General features: G+C 73.6%; 3 protein-coding genes. All 3 read left to right on the forward strand.

Annotated elements, in window-relative coordinates; all coding sequences use genetic code 11:
- Positions 1-41: 41 nt before the first annotated feature.
- The 3 genes from AC4OXY_RS43380 to AC4OXY_RS43390 all read left to right on the forward strand — a co-directional run bounded on the left by AC4OXY_RS43380 (position 42) and on the right by AC4OXY_RS43390 (position 16921).
- On the forward strand, positions 42-14933 hold the full coding sequence (locus AC4OXY_RS43380) for a type I polyketide synthase (RefSeq protein ID WP_491992463.1): 14892 nt from the start codon (positions 42-44) through the stop codon (positions 14931-14933).
- A gap of 93 nt (positions 14934-15026) precedes the next feature.
- Positions 15027-16094, forward strand: a complete 1068-nt coding sequence (locus AC4OXY_RS43385) for a glucose-1-phosphate thymidylyltransferase (RefSeq protein WP_362823840.1) — start codon at positions 15027-15029, stop codon at positions 16092-16094.
- Positions 16091-16921 carry a futalosine hydrolase gene (locus AC4OXY_RS43390; RefSeq protein WP_491992464.1) on the forward strand — a complete coding sequence of 277 codons (831 nt, stop codon included), beginning with the start codon at positions 16091-16093 and terminating at the stop codon, positions 16919-16921. The genes AC4OXY_RS43385 and AC4OXY_RS43390 overlap by 4 nt, the downstream gene beginning before the upstream one ends.
- Positions 16922-17031: the final 110 nt, after the last annotated feature.

Genomic DNA, 17031 nt, shown 5'->3' on the forward strand with positions numbered 1-17031 from the left:
ACCCCCGACACGACTTCCCGATTCTCGAAGGGCTGACTGGCATGGCCAACACGGACAACACAGGCAACGCGGGCACCACGGGTACTACCGAGGACAAGCTGCGGGACTACCTCAAGCGCGTCACCACGGACCTGCGGCAGACCCGGCACAGGCTCACCGACCTGGAGACGCGGGCGCACGAGCCCATCGCCATCGTGGCCACCGCCTGCCACATGCCCGGCGGAGTGCGCAGCCCCGAGGACCTGTGGCAGATCGTCGCCGACGGCGTCGACACCGTCTCGGACCTGCCGACCGACCGTGGCTGGGACATCGAGGCGCTGTACGACCCCGACCCCGAACGCATCGGCACCAGCTACGTCCGCCAGGGAGCCTTCCTGTACGACGCGGCCGAGTTCGACGCGGGGTTCTTCGAGATCTCGCCGCGTGAGGCGACCGCGATGGACCCGCAGCAGCGGCTGCTCCTGGAGACCACCTGGGAGGCGTTCGAGCGGGCCGGTATCGACCCCACGACCCTGCGGGGCAGCTCCACCGGTGTGTTCGTCGGCGCCAGCAACCAGGCCTACGTCCCCGACGGCACCAGCGCGCCGGAGGGCATCGAAGGACACCTGCTGACCGGCGGATCCGCCGCCGTGCTGTCGGGGCGCATCTCCTACAGCTTCGGTTTCGAGGGACCGGCCGTCAGCCTCGACACCATGTGCTCCTCCTCGCTGGTCGCCCTCCACCTCGCGGTACGGGCGCTGCGCTCCGGCGAGTGCTCCATGGCCGTCGCGGCCGGTGCCACCGTCCTGGGCAGCATGCGCAACTTCGTCGAGTTCAGCCGGCAGCGCGGCCTGGCCGTCGACGGCCGCTGCAAGCCCTTCGCGGCCGGTGCCGACGGCACGGGCTGGGGCGAAGGCGTCGGGGTGGTGCTGCTGGAGCGGCTGTCGGACGCCGAGGCCCAGGGCCATCAGGTGCTGGCGGTGATCCGGGGTTCGGCGATCAACCAGGACGGCGCGTCCAACGGTCTGACGGCTCCCAACGGGCCCTCGCAGCAGCGGGTGATCCGTGCGGCGCTGGCCGATGCGGGTCTGTCCGCGGCTGATGTGGACGTGGTGGAGGCGCACGGTACGGGCACGAAGCTGGGCGACCCGATCGAGGCGCAGGCACTGCAGGCCACGTACGGCCGCGAGCGGGACGCCGACAACCCGCTGTGGATAGGCTCCCTGAAGTCCAACATCGCCCACACCCAGGCCGCTTCCGGCGTCGCGGGCATCATCAAGATGGTCGAGTCGCTCCGGCGGGGGGTCGCCCCCAAGTCGCTGCACGGGGAGGAACTCACCCCGCACGTCGACTGGTCCGACGGCACCCTGCGTGTGCTCACCGAGGCCGTCGACTGGCCCGAGACCGGCCGGCCGCGCCGCGCGGGCGTCTCCTCCTTCGGCGGCAGCGGTACGAACGCCCACGTCATCCTCGAACAGGCACCGATCGCCGAACCGGCCGAGGAAGACGCCGTCGAGGCCGGGACGACCGACGCCGTCCTGCCCTGGCTGCTGTCGGCCCGCTCGGAAGCCGCGCTGAAGGAACAGGCCCAGCGGCTGCTCGACCGCGTGGACTCCGCCGACCTGCGCGCGGTGGACATCGCCCACGCACTCGCCACCGGCCGCGCCGCCCTTGAGGAGCGCACCGCTGTCGTCGGCGCCGACCGCACGGAGCTGCTGAACGGCCTGCGCGCCCTCGCCCGCGGCGAACGGCCCGCGAACGCCGTCCGCGGCCTCTGCGAAAGCCCCGGCGCGAGCCTCGACCCCGTCTTCGTGTTCCCGGGTCAGGGTGCGCAGTGGGTGGGGATGGCGGTGGAACTCCTTGATTCCTCGCCGGTGTTCGCGGCTCGGTTCGCGCAGTGTGCGGTGGCGTTGGACGAGTTCGTCGAGTGGTCGTTGGTGGATGTGGTCCGCGGGGTGGAGGGCGCGCCCGGGTTTGACCGGGTGGACGTGGTCCAGCCCGTGTTGTGGGCGGTGATGGTGTCTCTCGCCGCCCTGTGGGAGTCGTACGGGGTGAAGCCCGCCGCTGTGGTGGGTCATTCGCAGGGTGAGATCGCTGCTGCTGTGGTGGCGGGTGCGTTGTCGTTGACCGATGGTGCGCGGGTGGTGGCGTTGCGGTCGCGGGCGATCGTGGCGCTGGCTGGGCGTGGCGGGATGGTGTCGGTTGCGCTGGATGCCGAGGGCGCTGGGGAGTTGGCGGGCCGTTGGTCGGGTCGGGTGTCGGTGGCTGCGGTGAACGGGCCGACGTCGACCGTGGTGTCCGGTGACGCGGATGCGTTGGACGAGCTGGTCGCCTACGCCGAGGAGTCGGGTGTTCGGGTGCGGCGGATCGATGTGGATTATGCGTCGCATTCGGCTCATGTGGAGGCGATCGAGGGGGAGTTGGCAGAGGTGTTGGCGCCGGTGGTGGCGTCGGTGCCGGTGGTGCCGTTCTTCTCGACGGTGACGGGTGAGTGGGTCGAGTCGGCGCAGACGGATGCGGGGTACTGGTACCGCAACTTGCGCCAGACGGTTCGGCTCAAGCCCGCCGTGGACGCGCTGATCGAGGAGGGTCATGGCGCGTTCCTGGAGATGAGTCCGCATCCGGTGCTGACGGTGCCGGTGGCGGAGACCGTGGAGGCGGCTGGTTCGGATGCGGTGGTCGTGGGATCTCTGCGTCGTGGTGAGGGGGGTCTGGAGCGGTTCTACCTCTCTCTGGGTGAGGCCTGGACGCGCGGTGTCGCTGTCGACTGGGCGCCGGTGTTCGAGGGGCTGTCCCCGCGCCGCGTGGAGCTGCCGACGTACGCCTTCCAGCGCAGCCACTACTGGCTCGACCTGCCCAAGGCGCAGGCCGCCGCCGACCCGGCCCAGGAGCGGTTCTGGCGGACCGTCGAGGAGGGCGATGCAGAGGAACTCGCCCGCACCCTCGGGCTCGACGCCACCGACGGCCTCGATGACGTCCTTCCCGCTCTGTCCGCCTGGCATCGCGGGCGGCAGGGCCGTGCCCGGCTGGACAGTTGGCGCTACCGCGTCGTGTGGCGGCCGTACCAACTCCCGGAAGGCGGTGCGCTCGACGGCACCTGGCTGCTCGTCGTACCCGAGGAGCACGCGCTGTCGCCCCTCGCCGGAGCCGTCGCCAACGGCCTGAGCGAGGCGGGCGCGACCCCCGTCACCTTCGTGATGGCGGAGGACGAACTGGACCGCGGGCGGATCGCCGCACGGCTGGCCGACGCCGTGGCGGACACCGGGCCCGATTCCGTGCGGGGCATCGTGTCCCTGCTCGCCCTCGACGAGCATCCGGCCCCGGACCACGCCGGCGCGACGGTGGGCATGCTCTGCTCGCTGCTGCTGGTCCAGGGCCTGCTGGACGCCGGTGTCGAGGCGAAGATGTGGTTCCTGACCGGTGGAGCCGTCACCACGGGCGCCGACGACCCGGTGAACCACCCGATGCAGGGCGCACTTTGGGGACTCGGCCGTGTCGTCGCCCTGGAGCAGCCGCGCCGCTGGGGCGGACTCGTCGACCTCCCCTCCGCACCCGACCCCGACGCCGTACGAGGTCTCATCGCCGTCCTCGCCGAAGGGGGTGACGAGGACCAGGTCGCCCTGCGGGGACGGAACGCCCATGTCCGGCGGCTGGTCCGCACACCCCTGGCGGGCCGTGGCGCGGCACGCCCCTGGAGCACCAGCGGCGCCGCGCTGATCACCGGGGGCACCGGCGGTCTCGGCGCCCACACCGCCCGACTGCTCGCCCGTAAGGGCGCCGAGCATCTGGTGCTCACCAGCCGCCACGGTGCCGAGGCGCCCGGTGCGGAGGAGCTGCGGCAGGAACTGACCGATCTGGGCTGCCGGGTGACCATCGCGGCCTGCGACGTCGCCGACCGGGACGCGCTGCGCCACCTCGTGGAGCGGGTCGAGTCCGACGGCCCCGCGATCCGCACCGTCGTGCACACCGCGGGCGTCGGCATGCTCGCCCCCCTCGCCGACACCGGCCTCGACTTCTTCGCCGAGGGCGCCCGCGCCAAGCTGCTCGGCGCCGCCAACCTCGACGCGCTCTTCGACCACGACCGGCTGGACGCCTTCGTCCTGTACTCGTCCGTCGCCGGCACCTGGGGCAGCGGCGACCACGGCGCCTACTCCGCCTCGAACGCGTACGTCGACGCCCTCGCCGACCACCGCAGGGCCCGCGGGCTGACCGGCATGTCCCTCGCCTGGGGCATCTGGAGCCCGGAGGGCGGAGGCATGGCCGTCAACGTCGTCCGGGAGCAACTGCGCTGGCGCGGCATCCCGTTCATGGACGCCGAACTGGCGGTCGCGGGACTTGAGCAGGCACTCGACCACGACGAGACGTTCCTCGCCGTCGCCGACATCGACTGGGAGCGCTTCGTCCCCGTCTTCACCGCCGCCCACCCCCGGCCGCTGCTGCACGAGGTCCCCGAGGTGGCGGCCGCGATGCAGGCCGACGAAGCCGTTCTCGACCGGGCCGTCGAACGGCGCGGCGGACTGCGCGCGGAACTCGCCGGTCTGAGCGCCCCCGAACGCGAGCGGACCCTGACCGACGTGGTCCGCACCCAGGTCGCCGCCGTACTCGGATACGCCGACGGCAGCGAGGTCGCCGCCACGCGCGCGTTCCGGGAACTCGGCTTCGACTCCCTCACCGCGGTCGAACTGCGCAACCGCCTCAACGAGGCGACCGGCCTCGCGCTGCCGGCCACCATCGTCTTCGACCATCCCAACGTCCGCGATCTGGTACGCCACCTGCGCGGACACCTCGTCGACGACACCACCGAGGAGCCGTCCGCCACGCTCCCGACCGCCGCGCCGGCCCGCCCGGCCCACGAGGACGAGCCGATCGCGATCGTCTCCATGGGCTGCCGCTTCCCCGGCGGAGTGCACTCCCCGGAGGACTTCTGGCGACTCGTCCTGGACGAGACCGACGCCATCTCGTCCCTGCCCGTCGATCGCGGCTGGGACATGGACACCCTGTACGACCCCGACCCGGACCGAGCCGGCACCATCTACGTCCGCGAGGGCGGATTCCTGCACGACGCGGCCGAGTTCGACGCCGGGTTCTTCGGGATCTCGCCGCGTGAGGCGACCGCGATGGACCCGCAGCAGCGGCTGCTCCTGGAGACCACCTGGGAGACCCTGGAGCGGGCCGGCATCGCCCCCGACAGCCTGCGCGGCAGCGACACCGGTGTCTTCCTCGGCGTGTCCCACCAGGGCTACGGAGCGAGCGGCGAGGTGCCGGAGGGCCTCGAAGGCCACCTCATCACCGGCACCGTCACCAGCATCGCCTCCGGCCGCATCTCGTACACGCTCGGCCTCGAAGGCCCGGCCGTGACGATGGACACCGGCTGCTCCTCCGCGCTCGTCGCCATGCACCTGGCCATGCGCTCCCTCCGGTCGGGCGAATGCTCCCTCGCGCTGACCGGCGGCGCCGCCGTCATGGGCGAGCCCATCGGCCTGGTCGGCTTCAGCCGGCAGCGTGGTCTGGCCGTCGACGGCCGCTGCAAGGCGTTCGGGGCCGAGGCCGACGGCATGGGCATGGCCGAGGGCGTAGGCGTGCTGCTGCTGGAGCGGTTGTCGGACGCCGTGGCGCGGGGGCATGAGGTGCTGGCGGTGGTGCGGGGTTCGGCGCTGAATCAGGATGGTGCGTCGAACGGTCTGACCGCTCCCAACGGCCTGTCCCAGCAGCGGGTGATCCGTGCGGCGTTGGCCGATGCGGGTCTGTCCGCGGCCGATGTGGACGTGGTCGAGGCGCACGGTACGGGTACGAAGCTGGGCGACCCGATCGAGGCACAGGCGCTGCTGGCCACCTATGGGCAGGAGCGGAACGGCGACCGGCCGTTGTGGCTCGGGTCGGTGAAGTCCAACATCGGTCACGCGCAGGCCGCTTCGGGTATGGCCGGGATCATCAAGATGGTGCAGGCCATGCGGCACGCCACCCTGCCGAAGTCCCTGCACGCCGAGGAGCTCTCCCCGATCGTCGACTGGTCGGCGGGACAGGTCGAGGTCCTCGCGCAGACCCGCCCGTGGGAACGGCACGACCGACCCCGCCGGGCCGGCGTCTCCTCCTTCGGCGTCAGCGGTACGAACGCCCACATCATCCTCGAAGAGCCCGAGCCGCTCCCCTCGCAGGAGCCGGCATCGCCCGCCGAGGACCGGCCCGGCACCGTGGTGCCGTGGCTGGTGTCCGCCCGCTCGGACAAGGCACTGCGCGCCCAGGCCGAGCGACTGCTGAACCAGGTGGAGAACTCGACCTGCGATCCCGTCGACATCGCGCACTCCCTCCTGACCGGCCGCGCCGCACTGGAGGAACGCGCCGTCGTCGTCGGCGCCGACCGCGACAGCCTCGTCGCCGCACTGCGCGATCTGGCCACCGGGACCTCCGGCACCACCCTCACGCGCGGCACCGCCCAGCGAATCGGCGACACCGTGGACCCCGTCTTCGTGTTCCCGGGTCAGGGTGCGCAGTGGGTGGGGATGGCGGTGGAACTGCTTGATTCTTCGCCGGTGTTCGCGGCTCGGTTCGCGGAGTGTGGGGTGGCGTTGGGGGAGTTCGTCGAGTGGTCGTTGGTGGATGTGGTGCGCGGGGTGGAGGGCGCGCCTGGGTTTGACCGGGTGGACGTGGTGCAGCCCGTGTTGTGGGCGGTGATGGTGTCGCTTGCCGCGTTGTGGGAGTCGTTCGGGGTGCGGCCTGCTGCTGTGGTGGGTCATTCGCAGGGTGAGATCGCTGCTGCTGTGGTGGCGGGTGCGTTGTCGTTGTCGGATGGTGCGCGGGTGGTGGCGTTGCGGTCGCGGGCGATCGTGGCGTTGGCGGGGCGTGGCGGGATGGTGTCGGTTGCGCTGGATGCCGAGGGTGCTGGGGAGTTGGCGGGTCGTTGGTCGTGTCGGGTGTCGGTGGCTGCGGTGAACGGGCCGACGTCCACGGTCGTCGCGGGTGACGCGGACGCGCTGGATGAACTCGTCGCCTACGCCGAGGAATCCGGCGTTCGGGTGCGGCGGATCGATGTGGATTACGCGTCGCATTCGGCTCATGTGGAGGCGATCGAGGGGGAGTTGGCGGAGGTGTTGGCGCCGGTGGTGGCGTCGGTGCCGGTGGTGCCGTTCTTCTCGACGGTGACGGGTGAGTGGGTCGAGTCGGCGCAGACGGATGCGGGGTACTGGTACCGCAACCTGCGCCAGACGGTACGTCTGGAGCCGGCGGTGCGGCGTCTGGTGGATGCCGGGCACGGTGCGTTCCTGGAGATGAGTCCGCATCCGGTGCTGACGGTGCCGGTCGCCGAGACGGCCGAGGCGGCTGGTTCGGATGCCGTGGTCGTCGGGTCCCTGCGTCGCGGTGAGGGCGGTCTGGAGCGGTTCTACCTCTCCCTGGGCGAGGCCTGGACGCGCGGTGTCGCTGTCGACTGGGCGCGGGTGTTCGAGGGGCTGTCCCCGCGCCGCGTGGAGCTGCCGACGTACGCCTTCCAGCGCAGCCACTACTGGCTGGAGCCGGTCACCCGGCAGACCGCTGTCGATGGCGGGCTGTCCGGTGGCGTCGGTCCCCTGGAGGACGGGTTCTGGGCCAGCGTCGAGAGCCAGGACCTCGATTCGCTGGCCGAGAGCCTCGGTCTGGCGGACGTGCGTTCACTCGCCGAGGTGGTGCCCGCGCTGTCGTCGTGGCGGCGCGACCGGCTCAACCACTCGACGCTCGACGGCTGGCGCTACCGGGTCGCCTGGCGGCCACTCAACGAACAGCCCGCGCAGGCCCACGAACTCGCGGGCACCTGGCTGCTCGTCGCGCCGGCCGGACACGAGGACGACCCCCTGGTCCAGGAGGTGTTCGCCGCGCTCGGCGAGCGGTCCGCCGAGGCCCGTCTCCTCGTCGTCGGCGAACCCGCCGCCGAACGCGACCACATGGCCGAGCTGCTCCGCGACCGGATCGCCGGCGCGGAGATCGGTGGCGTGCTGTCGCTGCTCGCGCTGGACGAGTCCCCCTGGTCGGACGAGGGCGTGCTGCCCACCGGCCTCGTCCTGACCACGGCCCTGCTCCAGGCACTCGGAGACCTCCGCCTCGACGGCCCGGTGTGGTGCGCCACGCGCGGCGCGGTCTCCGTGCACCGCAACGACCGGCTGAACAGCCCGCTCCAGGCGATGACATGGGGCCTCGGCCGTATCGCGGCCCTGGAGTACCCGCAGCGCTGGGGTGGACTCGTCGACCTGCCCGGCACGCTCGACGACCGTGCCGCGCGCCGCCTGACCGGCGCACTGTCCGGGACGCTCGAAGAGGACCACCTGGCGGTGCGTGCCTCCGGACTCTTCGCGCGCCGCCTGGTGCGCGCCGGCGACGGGCCGCGGCCCGACGGCAGTTGGCAGCCGTCCGGCACCGTCCTGGTGACCGGTGGCACGGGCGGGCTCGCCCGGCATGTCTCCCGCTGGCTCGCCCGCAGCGGTGCAGAGCACCTGGTGCTCGCCTCCCGACGCGGCCCCGACGCGCCGGGAGCCGACGAACTCGCCGCCGAACTCGCCGAGTTGGGCGCGCCCGCGACCGTCGTCGCCTGCGACGTCGCGGACGCCGACGCGGTGCGGCGGCTCGTCGACGACCTGCCCGGCGGGGGCACCCTCACCGCGGTGGTGCACACGGCCGGCATCATCGACGACGGGCTGATCGACGCGCTCACCCCGCAGCGTGCCCACGGCGTCGTGCGCCCCAAGGCCGACGCCGCACTCGCCCTCGACGCGGCCACCCGGCACCTCGACCTCGACGCGTTCGTCCTGTTCTCGTCCATGGCCGGTACCCTCGGCGGTCCCGGGCAGGGCAGTTACGCCGCGGCCAACGCCTTCCTGGACGCCCTGGCAGCCCGCCGCAGGGCGCAGGGGCTGCCCGCCACCTCCATCGGCTGGGGCACCTGGGCGGGCGGCGGCATGGTCGGGGAGGAAGTCGCCGAGCGGCTGCGCCGGGACGGCGTACCCCCGATGGACCCCGAACTGGCCGTCGCCTCGCTGCACAAGGCGCTCGAACAGGACGAGGAGTTCCTGATCGTCGCCGATGTCGACTGGAAGCTGATCACCGCGCGTGCGTTCGCCGCGCTGCGGGAGTTCCCGGAGGCCCGGGCGGCCCTGGCCACGGAGCAGGCGCAGAAGAAGCCCGAGTCCGCCGACGGGCCGCCGCTCGTCGAGCGACTGGCGGGTCTGGCCCCGGTGGAGCGCCGCGCCGCGCTCGTCGCCGAGGTCCGCGCGCAGGCCTCGGCCGTGCTCGGCCACGCGGATCCGGACGCCGTACCCGACGGGCGTGCCTTCCGGGACGTCGGATTCGACTCGCTGACCGCCGTCGAACTGCGCAACCGGTTCGCGGAGGCCACCGGGCTGCGCCTGCCGGTCACCCTCGCCTTCGACCACCCCTCCGCCAGCGCCCTCGCCGCCTACCTGGACGGGGAGCTGTTCGGGACGGACGCCACCGCCGAACCGGTGCTCGAACTGCCCACGGCGGCCGTCGACGACGACCCGATCGTCATCGTCGGGATGAGCTGCCGCTTCCCCGGCGGCGTCACCTCGCCGGAGGAGCTGTGGCGGCTCGTCGCCGACGGCACCGACGCCATCACGCCGTTCCCGGCCGACCGCGGCTGGGACGTCGAGAACCTCTACGACCCCGACCCCGACCGCATCGGGCACTCGTACGCCCGGCACGGCGGCTTCCTGCACGACGCCGACCGGTTCGACCCCGCGTTCTTCGGGATCGCACCCCGCGAGGCCGTGGCCATCGACCCGCAGCACCGGCTGCTGCTGGAGACCTCCTGGGAGGCGTTCGAACGCGCCGGGATCGATCCGGACCGGATCCGCGGCGCCCGCGCGGGCGTGTTCGTCGGATCCAACTACAACGACTACGGCAGCAGGGCCCGTACGGCGCCCGAGGAACTGGAGGGCTACCTCGCCACCGGCAGCGCCAGCAGCGTCGCCTCGGGCCGCATCGCCTACACCTTCGGCCTGGAGGGACCGGCCGTCACCGTCGACACCGCCTGCTCCTCCTCCCTGGTCGCCCTGCACCTCGCGGTCCAGGCCCTGCGGTCCGGGGAGTGCGAACTCGCCCTGGCCGGCGGTGTCACCGTGATCTCCACCCCGGACACCTTCGTCGAGTTCAGCAGGCAGCGGGCCCTGTCGCCGGACGGCCGCTGCAAGCCGTTCGCCGCCGAGGCCGACGGCGCGGGCTGGGCCGAGGGCGTCGGCCTGCTCCTGCTGGAGCGGCTGTCCGACGCGCGCCGCCACGGCCACCCGGTGCTCGCCACCGTCGCGGGCACCGCCGTCAACCAGGACGGTGCCTCCAACGGGCTCACCGCGCCCAGCGGACCCGCCCAGCAGCGCGTCATCCGCCAGGCGCTGGCCTCCGCCGGGCTCGCCCCGGCGGACGTCGACGCGGTGGAGGCGCACGGCACCGGCACCACGCTCGGCGACCCCATCGAGGCGCAGGCACTGCTGGCCGTCTACGGCCAGGACCGGCCCGCCGAACGGCCGCTGTGGCTCGGGGCCCTGAAGTCCAACATCGGCCACACACAGGCCGCTTCCGGTGTCGCGGGCATCATCAAGATGGTGATGGCGATGCGTCACGACGTGCTGCCGCGCACCCTGCACGCCGACCACCCGTCCCCGCACATCGACTGGTCGTCCGGCGCCGTGCGCCTGCTGCACGAAGAGCGCGACTGGGCACCCGGTGACACACCGCGGCGCGCGGGCGTCTCGTCCTTCGGCGTCTCCGGCACCAACGCGCACGTGATCCTTCAGGAGCCGGACCGCCCCGCCCCGGCGGAGCCCCGGCCGGCCGACGACACCGTTCGCAGCCTGCCGTGGCTGCTGTCGGCCCGCGGCGACGCCGCGCTGCGCGCCCAGGCCCGGCGGCTGCTCGACGCCATTGCCGCCCGCCCGGACACCACCCCGGCCGACCTGGCGTTCTCCCTGGCCACCACCCGCGCCCGGCACTTCGACCGCGCGGCCGTCGTCACCGACGACACCGCCTCCCTCACCGACGCGCTCACCGCCCTCGCCGAGGGCCGCGAGCACCCGCTGCTGACCACCGACCGGGCCCGCGGCGGCAAGGTGGCCTTCCTGTTCTCCGGCCAGGGCAGCCAGCAGGCCGCCGTCGGCCGGGCCCTGTACGAGCGCTACGACGCCTACGCCGACGCGCTCGACGAGGCCTGCGCCCACCTCGACGCCCACCTCGAACTGCCCCTGCGCGACGTCCTGTTCGCCGAGCAGGGCAGCATTGAGGCCGCCTGCCTGGACCGCACGGCCTACACCCAGGCCGGACTCTTCGCCGGCCAGGTCGCCCTGTACCGGCTGCTGGAGAGCCTGGGCGTACGGCCCGACGCGCTGCTCGGCCACTCCGTCGGCGAGATCGCCGCGGCCCACGTCGCGGGGATCCTCACGCTGGAGGACGCCTGCCGGCTCGTCGCCGTGCGCGGCGGGCTCATGGGGGACCTGCCCACGGGCGGCGTCATGATCTCCGTCCAGGCCGGCGCGGACGACGTGGTGCCGCTGCTCGCCGCCCACGAGGGCCGGGTGGCCGTCGCGGCCTTCAACGGCCCGCTCGCCACGGTCCTGTCCGGCGACGAGGACGCCGTCACCGCGGTCGCGGCCGAACTGGCCGGACAGGGCCGCAAGACACACCGCCTCAACGTCAGCCACGCCTTCCACTCGCACCACATGGACGGCATGCTCGACACGTTCGCCGCGCGCACCGCGGACCTCGGCCACGCCGCCCCGGCGCTGCCACTGGTGTCCACGGTCACCGGGCGCCCCGTCAGCGCCGACGAGCCCCTCGACGGCGCCTACTGGGTACGCCAGGTCCGCGAGCCCGTCCGCTTCCGCGACGGCATCCGCACCCTGGAGGAACAGGGTGTCACCACCTACGTCGAGATCGGCCCCGGCGGCGTCCTCACCGCGCTCGCCGGTGACTGCGTCGACGGCGACGCCACCCTCGTACCCACCCTGCGGCGCGACACGGCGGAAGAGGCGTCCCTGGCCTCCGCCCTCGCCCGGCTGCACACGCACGGCCACCAGGTGGACTGGGCCACCTGGTTCGCCCCCACCGGCGCCCGCCGCACCGACCTGCCCACCTACCCCTTCCAGCGGCGCAGCTACTGGCTGGAGACGACCGGCTCCGCCGCCGACCGCACGGACCTGGACGCCGTACACCACCAGCTGCTCACCGCGGCCGTCCCGCTCGCCGACAGCGCCGGGGTCGTCCTCACGGGCACCGTCCGCGTGCAGGACCGGCCCTGGCTCGCCGACCACGCACTGGACGGACGGATCCTCTTCCCCGGCACCGCGTTCCTCGACCTCGCCATGGAGGCCTGCGCCCACGTCGGAGCCGCCCGGATCGGCGACCTGACGCTGCAGGCGCCGCTGGTGCTGCCCGAGCACGGCGGCGTACAGCTCCAGGTCACCGTCGCCGCGCCCGACGGCAACGGCGACCGCGCCCTCGCGGTGCACTCCCGGCCCGCCACCGGCGGCGCCTGGACCCGGCACGCCGACGGCACCCTCGGCGACGCACCGGCGGCCGCCGCTCCGGCGCCCTTCCCGGGCGCCTGGCCGCCGCCGGCCGCCACAGAGGTCGACGTGAGCGGCCTGTACGAGAGCATCGCCGCCGCCGGCTTCGCCTACGGTCCCGCCTTCCGCGGACTGCGCGCGGCCTGGCGCGACGGCGACACCGTGTACGCGGAGATCGCCGCCGAGGACGGCGAACACCTTCAGGGCACCGACCGGTTCCGGGTGCACCCGGCCCTTCTGGACGCGGCCCTGCACACCGTGGCACTCGCCGCCGCCGAAGGCACCGGCAACCTCCTGCCGTTCACCTTCTCCGACGTCACACCGCACGCCGCCGGTGCCACCGCGCTGCGCGCACGCCTGACCCCGGTCGGCGAGCACACCTACCGGGTGAGCCTGCTCGACGGCACGGGACGTCCCGTCGCCGACATCGACGCGCTCGCCCTGCGGCCCGTGGACACCAGCGCACTTCCGGCCGCACCGGGGCGTGGCGCGCTGCACCGGATCCGCTGGTCGCCCCTCGCCCTCGGCACGCCGCCCGCCGGCACACCGCACCTCGTCGGCGACGCGCTCCCGCCCGCCACGCCAGCGCTCGGCACCGCCGAGCACCACGCGGACCCCGCCGCGCTGTACGACGCCACGGCCGGCACGGCCGTCCCCGCGACGGTCCTGGCCGCCGTGCCCGACACCGACGCGGACGGCGACCTCACCGCGGCCACACGGCACACCACCCACCACACGCTGCGCCTCCTCACCGACTGGCTGGCCGTGTCCGGCCTGGCCGGCTCCCGGCTGGTGGTGCTGACCCGGCACGCCGTCACCACCGGGCCCGAGGACGCGCCCCGCACCGACCCGGCGCAGGCCGCGGTCTGGGGTCTGGTCCGCGCGGCGCGCGCCGAGAACCCGGGCCGGTTCGCCCTGGTCGACCACGACGGCAGCGCGGCCTCCCTGGCACAGCTGCCGGCCGCGCTGGCGTCGGCGCAGAGCGAGATCGCCCTGCGCGGGGGCAGCGCGCTCACCCCCCGGCTCACCCGGGCGGCCACGCCCGCCGGCCCGACGGACGGCATTCCCGCGAACGGCACCGTGCTGGTCACCGGCGCCGGCGGCGTCCTCGGCCGGGAGATCGCCCGACACCTCGTCACCGCCCACGGCGCACGCTCCCTGGTGCTGGCCGGACGGCGCGGCGCGGCAGCCGAGGGCATGGCCGAACTCTGCGCGGAGCTCAGCGGCCACGGAGCCCACGTCACCGTCGCTGCCTGCGACGTCAGCGACCGTGGCGCCCTGAGCACCCTGCTCGCCGACGTCCCCGCCGACCGTCCGCTGTCCGCGGTCGTCCACACCGCGGGCGTCCTCGACGACGGCATCGTGCAGTCCCTCACCCCCGAGCGCGTCGACACGGTGCTGCGCGCCAAGGCCGACGCCACCGTCCTGCTGGAGGAACTCACCCGCGACAGCGACGCCGCGCTCGTGCTGTTCTCCTCGATCGCCGGCACCCTCGGCGGCGTCGGCCAGGCCAACTACTCGGCCGCCAACGCCTTCCTCGACGCCCTCGCAGCCCGCCGCGCCGCCGGCGGACGCCGCGTCCAGTCCCTCGCCTGGGGCCTGTGGGCCGAACGCAGTGGCATGACCGGCAAGCTCGACGAGGCCGACCGGCGCCGCATCGCCCGCAGCGGCCTGAGGCCCATGGCCACCGACGACGCGCTCGCCCTGTTCGACGCGGCGCTGCGCTCCCCGGAGCCGTTCCACGCGCCCGCCGATCTCGACCCGGCGGCACTGCGCGCCTCCGACGGATCGGTGCCCGACCTGGTCAGCGACCTCGTCCCGGCCCGCACCCGGCGCCCCGCGACCGCCACGGCCACCGCGCCCTCGGCGCCCGCCGAGGGCGAGCTGCGCGCCCGCCTCGCCGGGCTCGCCCCCGACGCCCGCCGCGCCGCCGCCCTGGACGCCGTACTCACCCAGGCGGCCCTGGTCATCGGGCACGACAGCCCGGACTCCCTCGACCCCGAAGGAGGGTTCCTGGACAGCGGATTCAACTCGCTGACCGCCGTCGAACTGCGCAACCGCATCGGTGCCCTCGCCGGGGTACGACTGCCCGCGACGCTCATGTTCGACTACCCCACACCGCAGCGGCTCGCCGCGCATCTCCTGACGCGCATCGCCCCCGAGGCACAGCCGCCCACCTCCCCGGTCCTCGATCAACTCGACGCCCTGGAAGCCCAGTTCACCGCAACCGGACTGGACAGCGCCGTCCAGGACCGGCTGCGCAGCCGGCTCAGCGATCTGCTGGCCCGGCTGGACGCCGCGGACACGACGGCCGACACCGCCCTCGCGCCCACACCGCCGGCACCGGGAGCGGCCGCCGACGAGGTCTCCGACGACGAACTGCGCGCCTTCCTGGCGGGCGACCTCGACGAGGCCTGAACCGACAGGCCCGCTCCGGGCCCGGACCCACCCTCCGGGCCCGGACGGCCGCCCCTCCCACCCACCACCCCCACCCGTCACCTGGATGGAACAGTGAAGGCTCTCGTGCTCGCGGGGGGATCAGGTACGCGACTGCGACCGATCACCCACACGTCCAGCAAGCAACTGGTCCCGGTCGCCAACAAACCGATCCTCTTCTACGGCCTCGAATCCATCGCCGCCGCGGGCATCACCGACGTCGGCGTCATCGTCGGCAGCACCGCCCCGGAGATCGAGGCCGCCGTCGGCGACGGCTCCGCCTTCGGGCTGAACGTCACCTACATCCCGCAGAGCGAACCCCTGGGACTCGCCCACGCCGTGCTCATCGCCCAACCGTTCCTGGGCGACGACGACTTCGTCATGTACCTCGGCGACAACTTCGTGCTCGACGGCATCACCGACGTCGTCGAGGAGTTCCGCAAGGACCCGCGCGACGCCCAGGTGCTGCTCACCCGGGTGGACAACCCCACGGCCTTCGGCGTGGCGGTCACCGACGACAAGGGCAACGTCCTCGAACTGGAGGAGAAGCCCCGCACGCCGCGCAGCGACCTGGCCATCGCCGGCGTGTACCTCTTCACGACGGCCGTCCACGAAGCGGTGCGGGCCATCCGGCCCTCCGCCCGCGGCGAGCTGGAGATCACCGACGCCCTGCAGTGGATGATCGACCAGGGCATGGCGATCCGCTCCACCGTCATCACCGGCTACTGGAAGGACACCGGCAACGTCACCGACATGCTGGAGGTCAACCGCACCCTCCTCGAACGCCTCCAGCCCCGCGTCGACGGCTACGTCGACGACGAGAGCGAGATCATCGGACGCGTCCGCATCGAGCCGGGCGCCGAGGTCCGCCGCTCCCGCATCGTCGGCCCCGCGATCATCGGCGCCGGCAGTGTCGTCAGCGACTCGTACGTCGGCCCGTCCACGTCGGTCGCGGAGAACTGCCGCATCACCCACAGCGAGATCGAGTACTCGATCGTGCTGCGCGAGTCGTCCTTCGACCACATCCGGCGCGTGGCCGCCTCCCTCGTCGGCCGCAACGTCAAAGTCACCCTCGCCCCCGGACTGCCGGCCACCCACCGCCTCGTCATAGGCGACCACGGGCACGTCCAGCTGTCCTCATGAACCCCATGAACCTGGTGAACCCCGTCCGCCTCCTCGTGGTCACCGCGGTCGAGGCCGAGCGCGACGCCGTCGCACGGGGCCTCGGCCCCACCGCGGCGGTCGGCTGCGGCGACCTGCCGGGCCGCGAGATGCTCCGCATCGGCTGCGCCACCGACACCTCCACCGCACCTGCCCCGCGCACCACACCTGCCCCGCGCACCGCGGCGGGCCCGTGCACCGCCCCTCGCCAACCGCTCAGCACCGATCTGGTGGCCGGGGGAGTGGGCCCCGCCGCCGCGGCCGCCGCGACCGACGCGGCACTCACCGTGGCGACCGTCCACGGAAACCCGTACCACCTGGTCATCGCCGCGGGCATCGCCGGAGGCTTCGCGCCCATCGCCGACGTCGGATCCGTCGTCGTCGCCGACCGCGTCATCGCCGCCGACCTCGGCTGCCAGACCCCCGACGGCTTCCTCTCCGTGGACAGCCTGGGCTTCGGAGCCTCCGAGCACTCCTGCGCACCCCACCTCTCGGCCGCCGTCGCCCGGGTCCTCGGCGCCGTCCACGCCCCCGTCCTGACCGTCTCCACCGCCACCGGCACGGCAGAACGCGCCCAGGACCTGCGGCAACGCCACGGAGCCGCCGCCGAGGCGATGGAGGGCTTCGGCGTCGCCGAGGCCGCCGCCGTCCACGGCGTCCCGCTGCTGGAACTGCGCACCATCTCCAACACCGTCGGCCCCCGCGACCGCGCCGCCTGGCGCATCCCCGACGCCCTCGCCGCACTCCGGGACGCCTTCGGCGTCCTGCACAACGTGCTCGCCAGGGGCGCCCCACCGCCGTACACCTGAGCGAACCGGGCCCCGAACACCGCGCCTGCGAGCGGCCGTTCGGGGCCCGGCACACCCGCGCCGGTCCACCCACCCCGGTCCCCGGCCGCGGCTCCGGCCTGCGTGAATCG

It is taken from the genome of Streptomyces sp. HUAS MG56 (assembly GCF_058673395.1).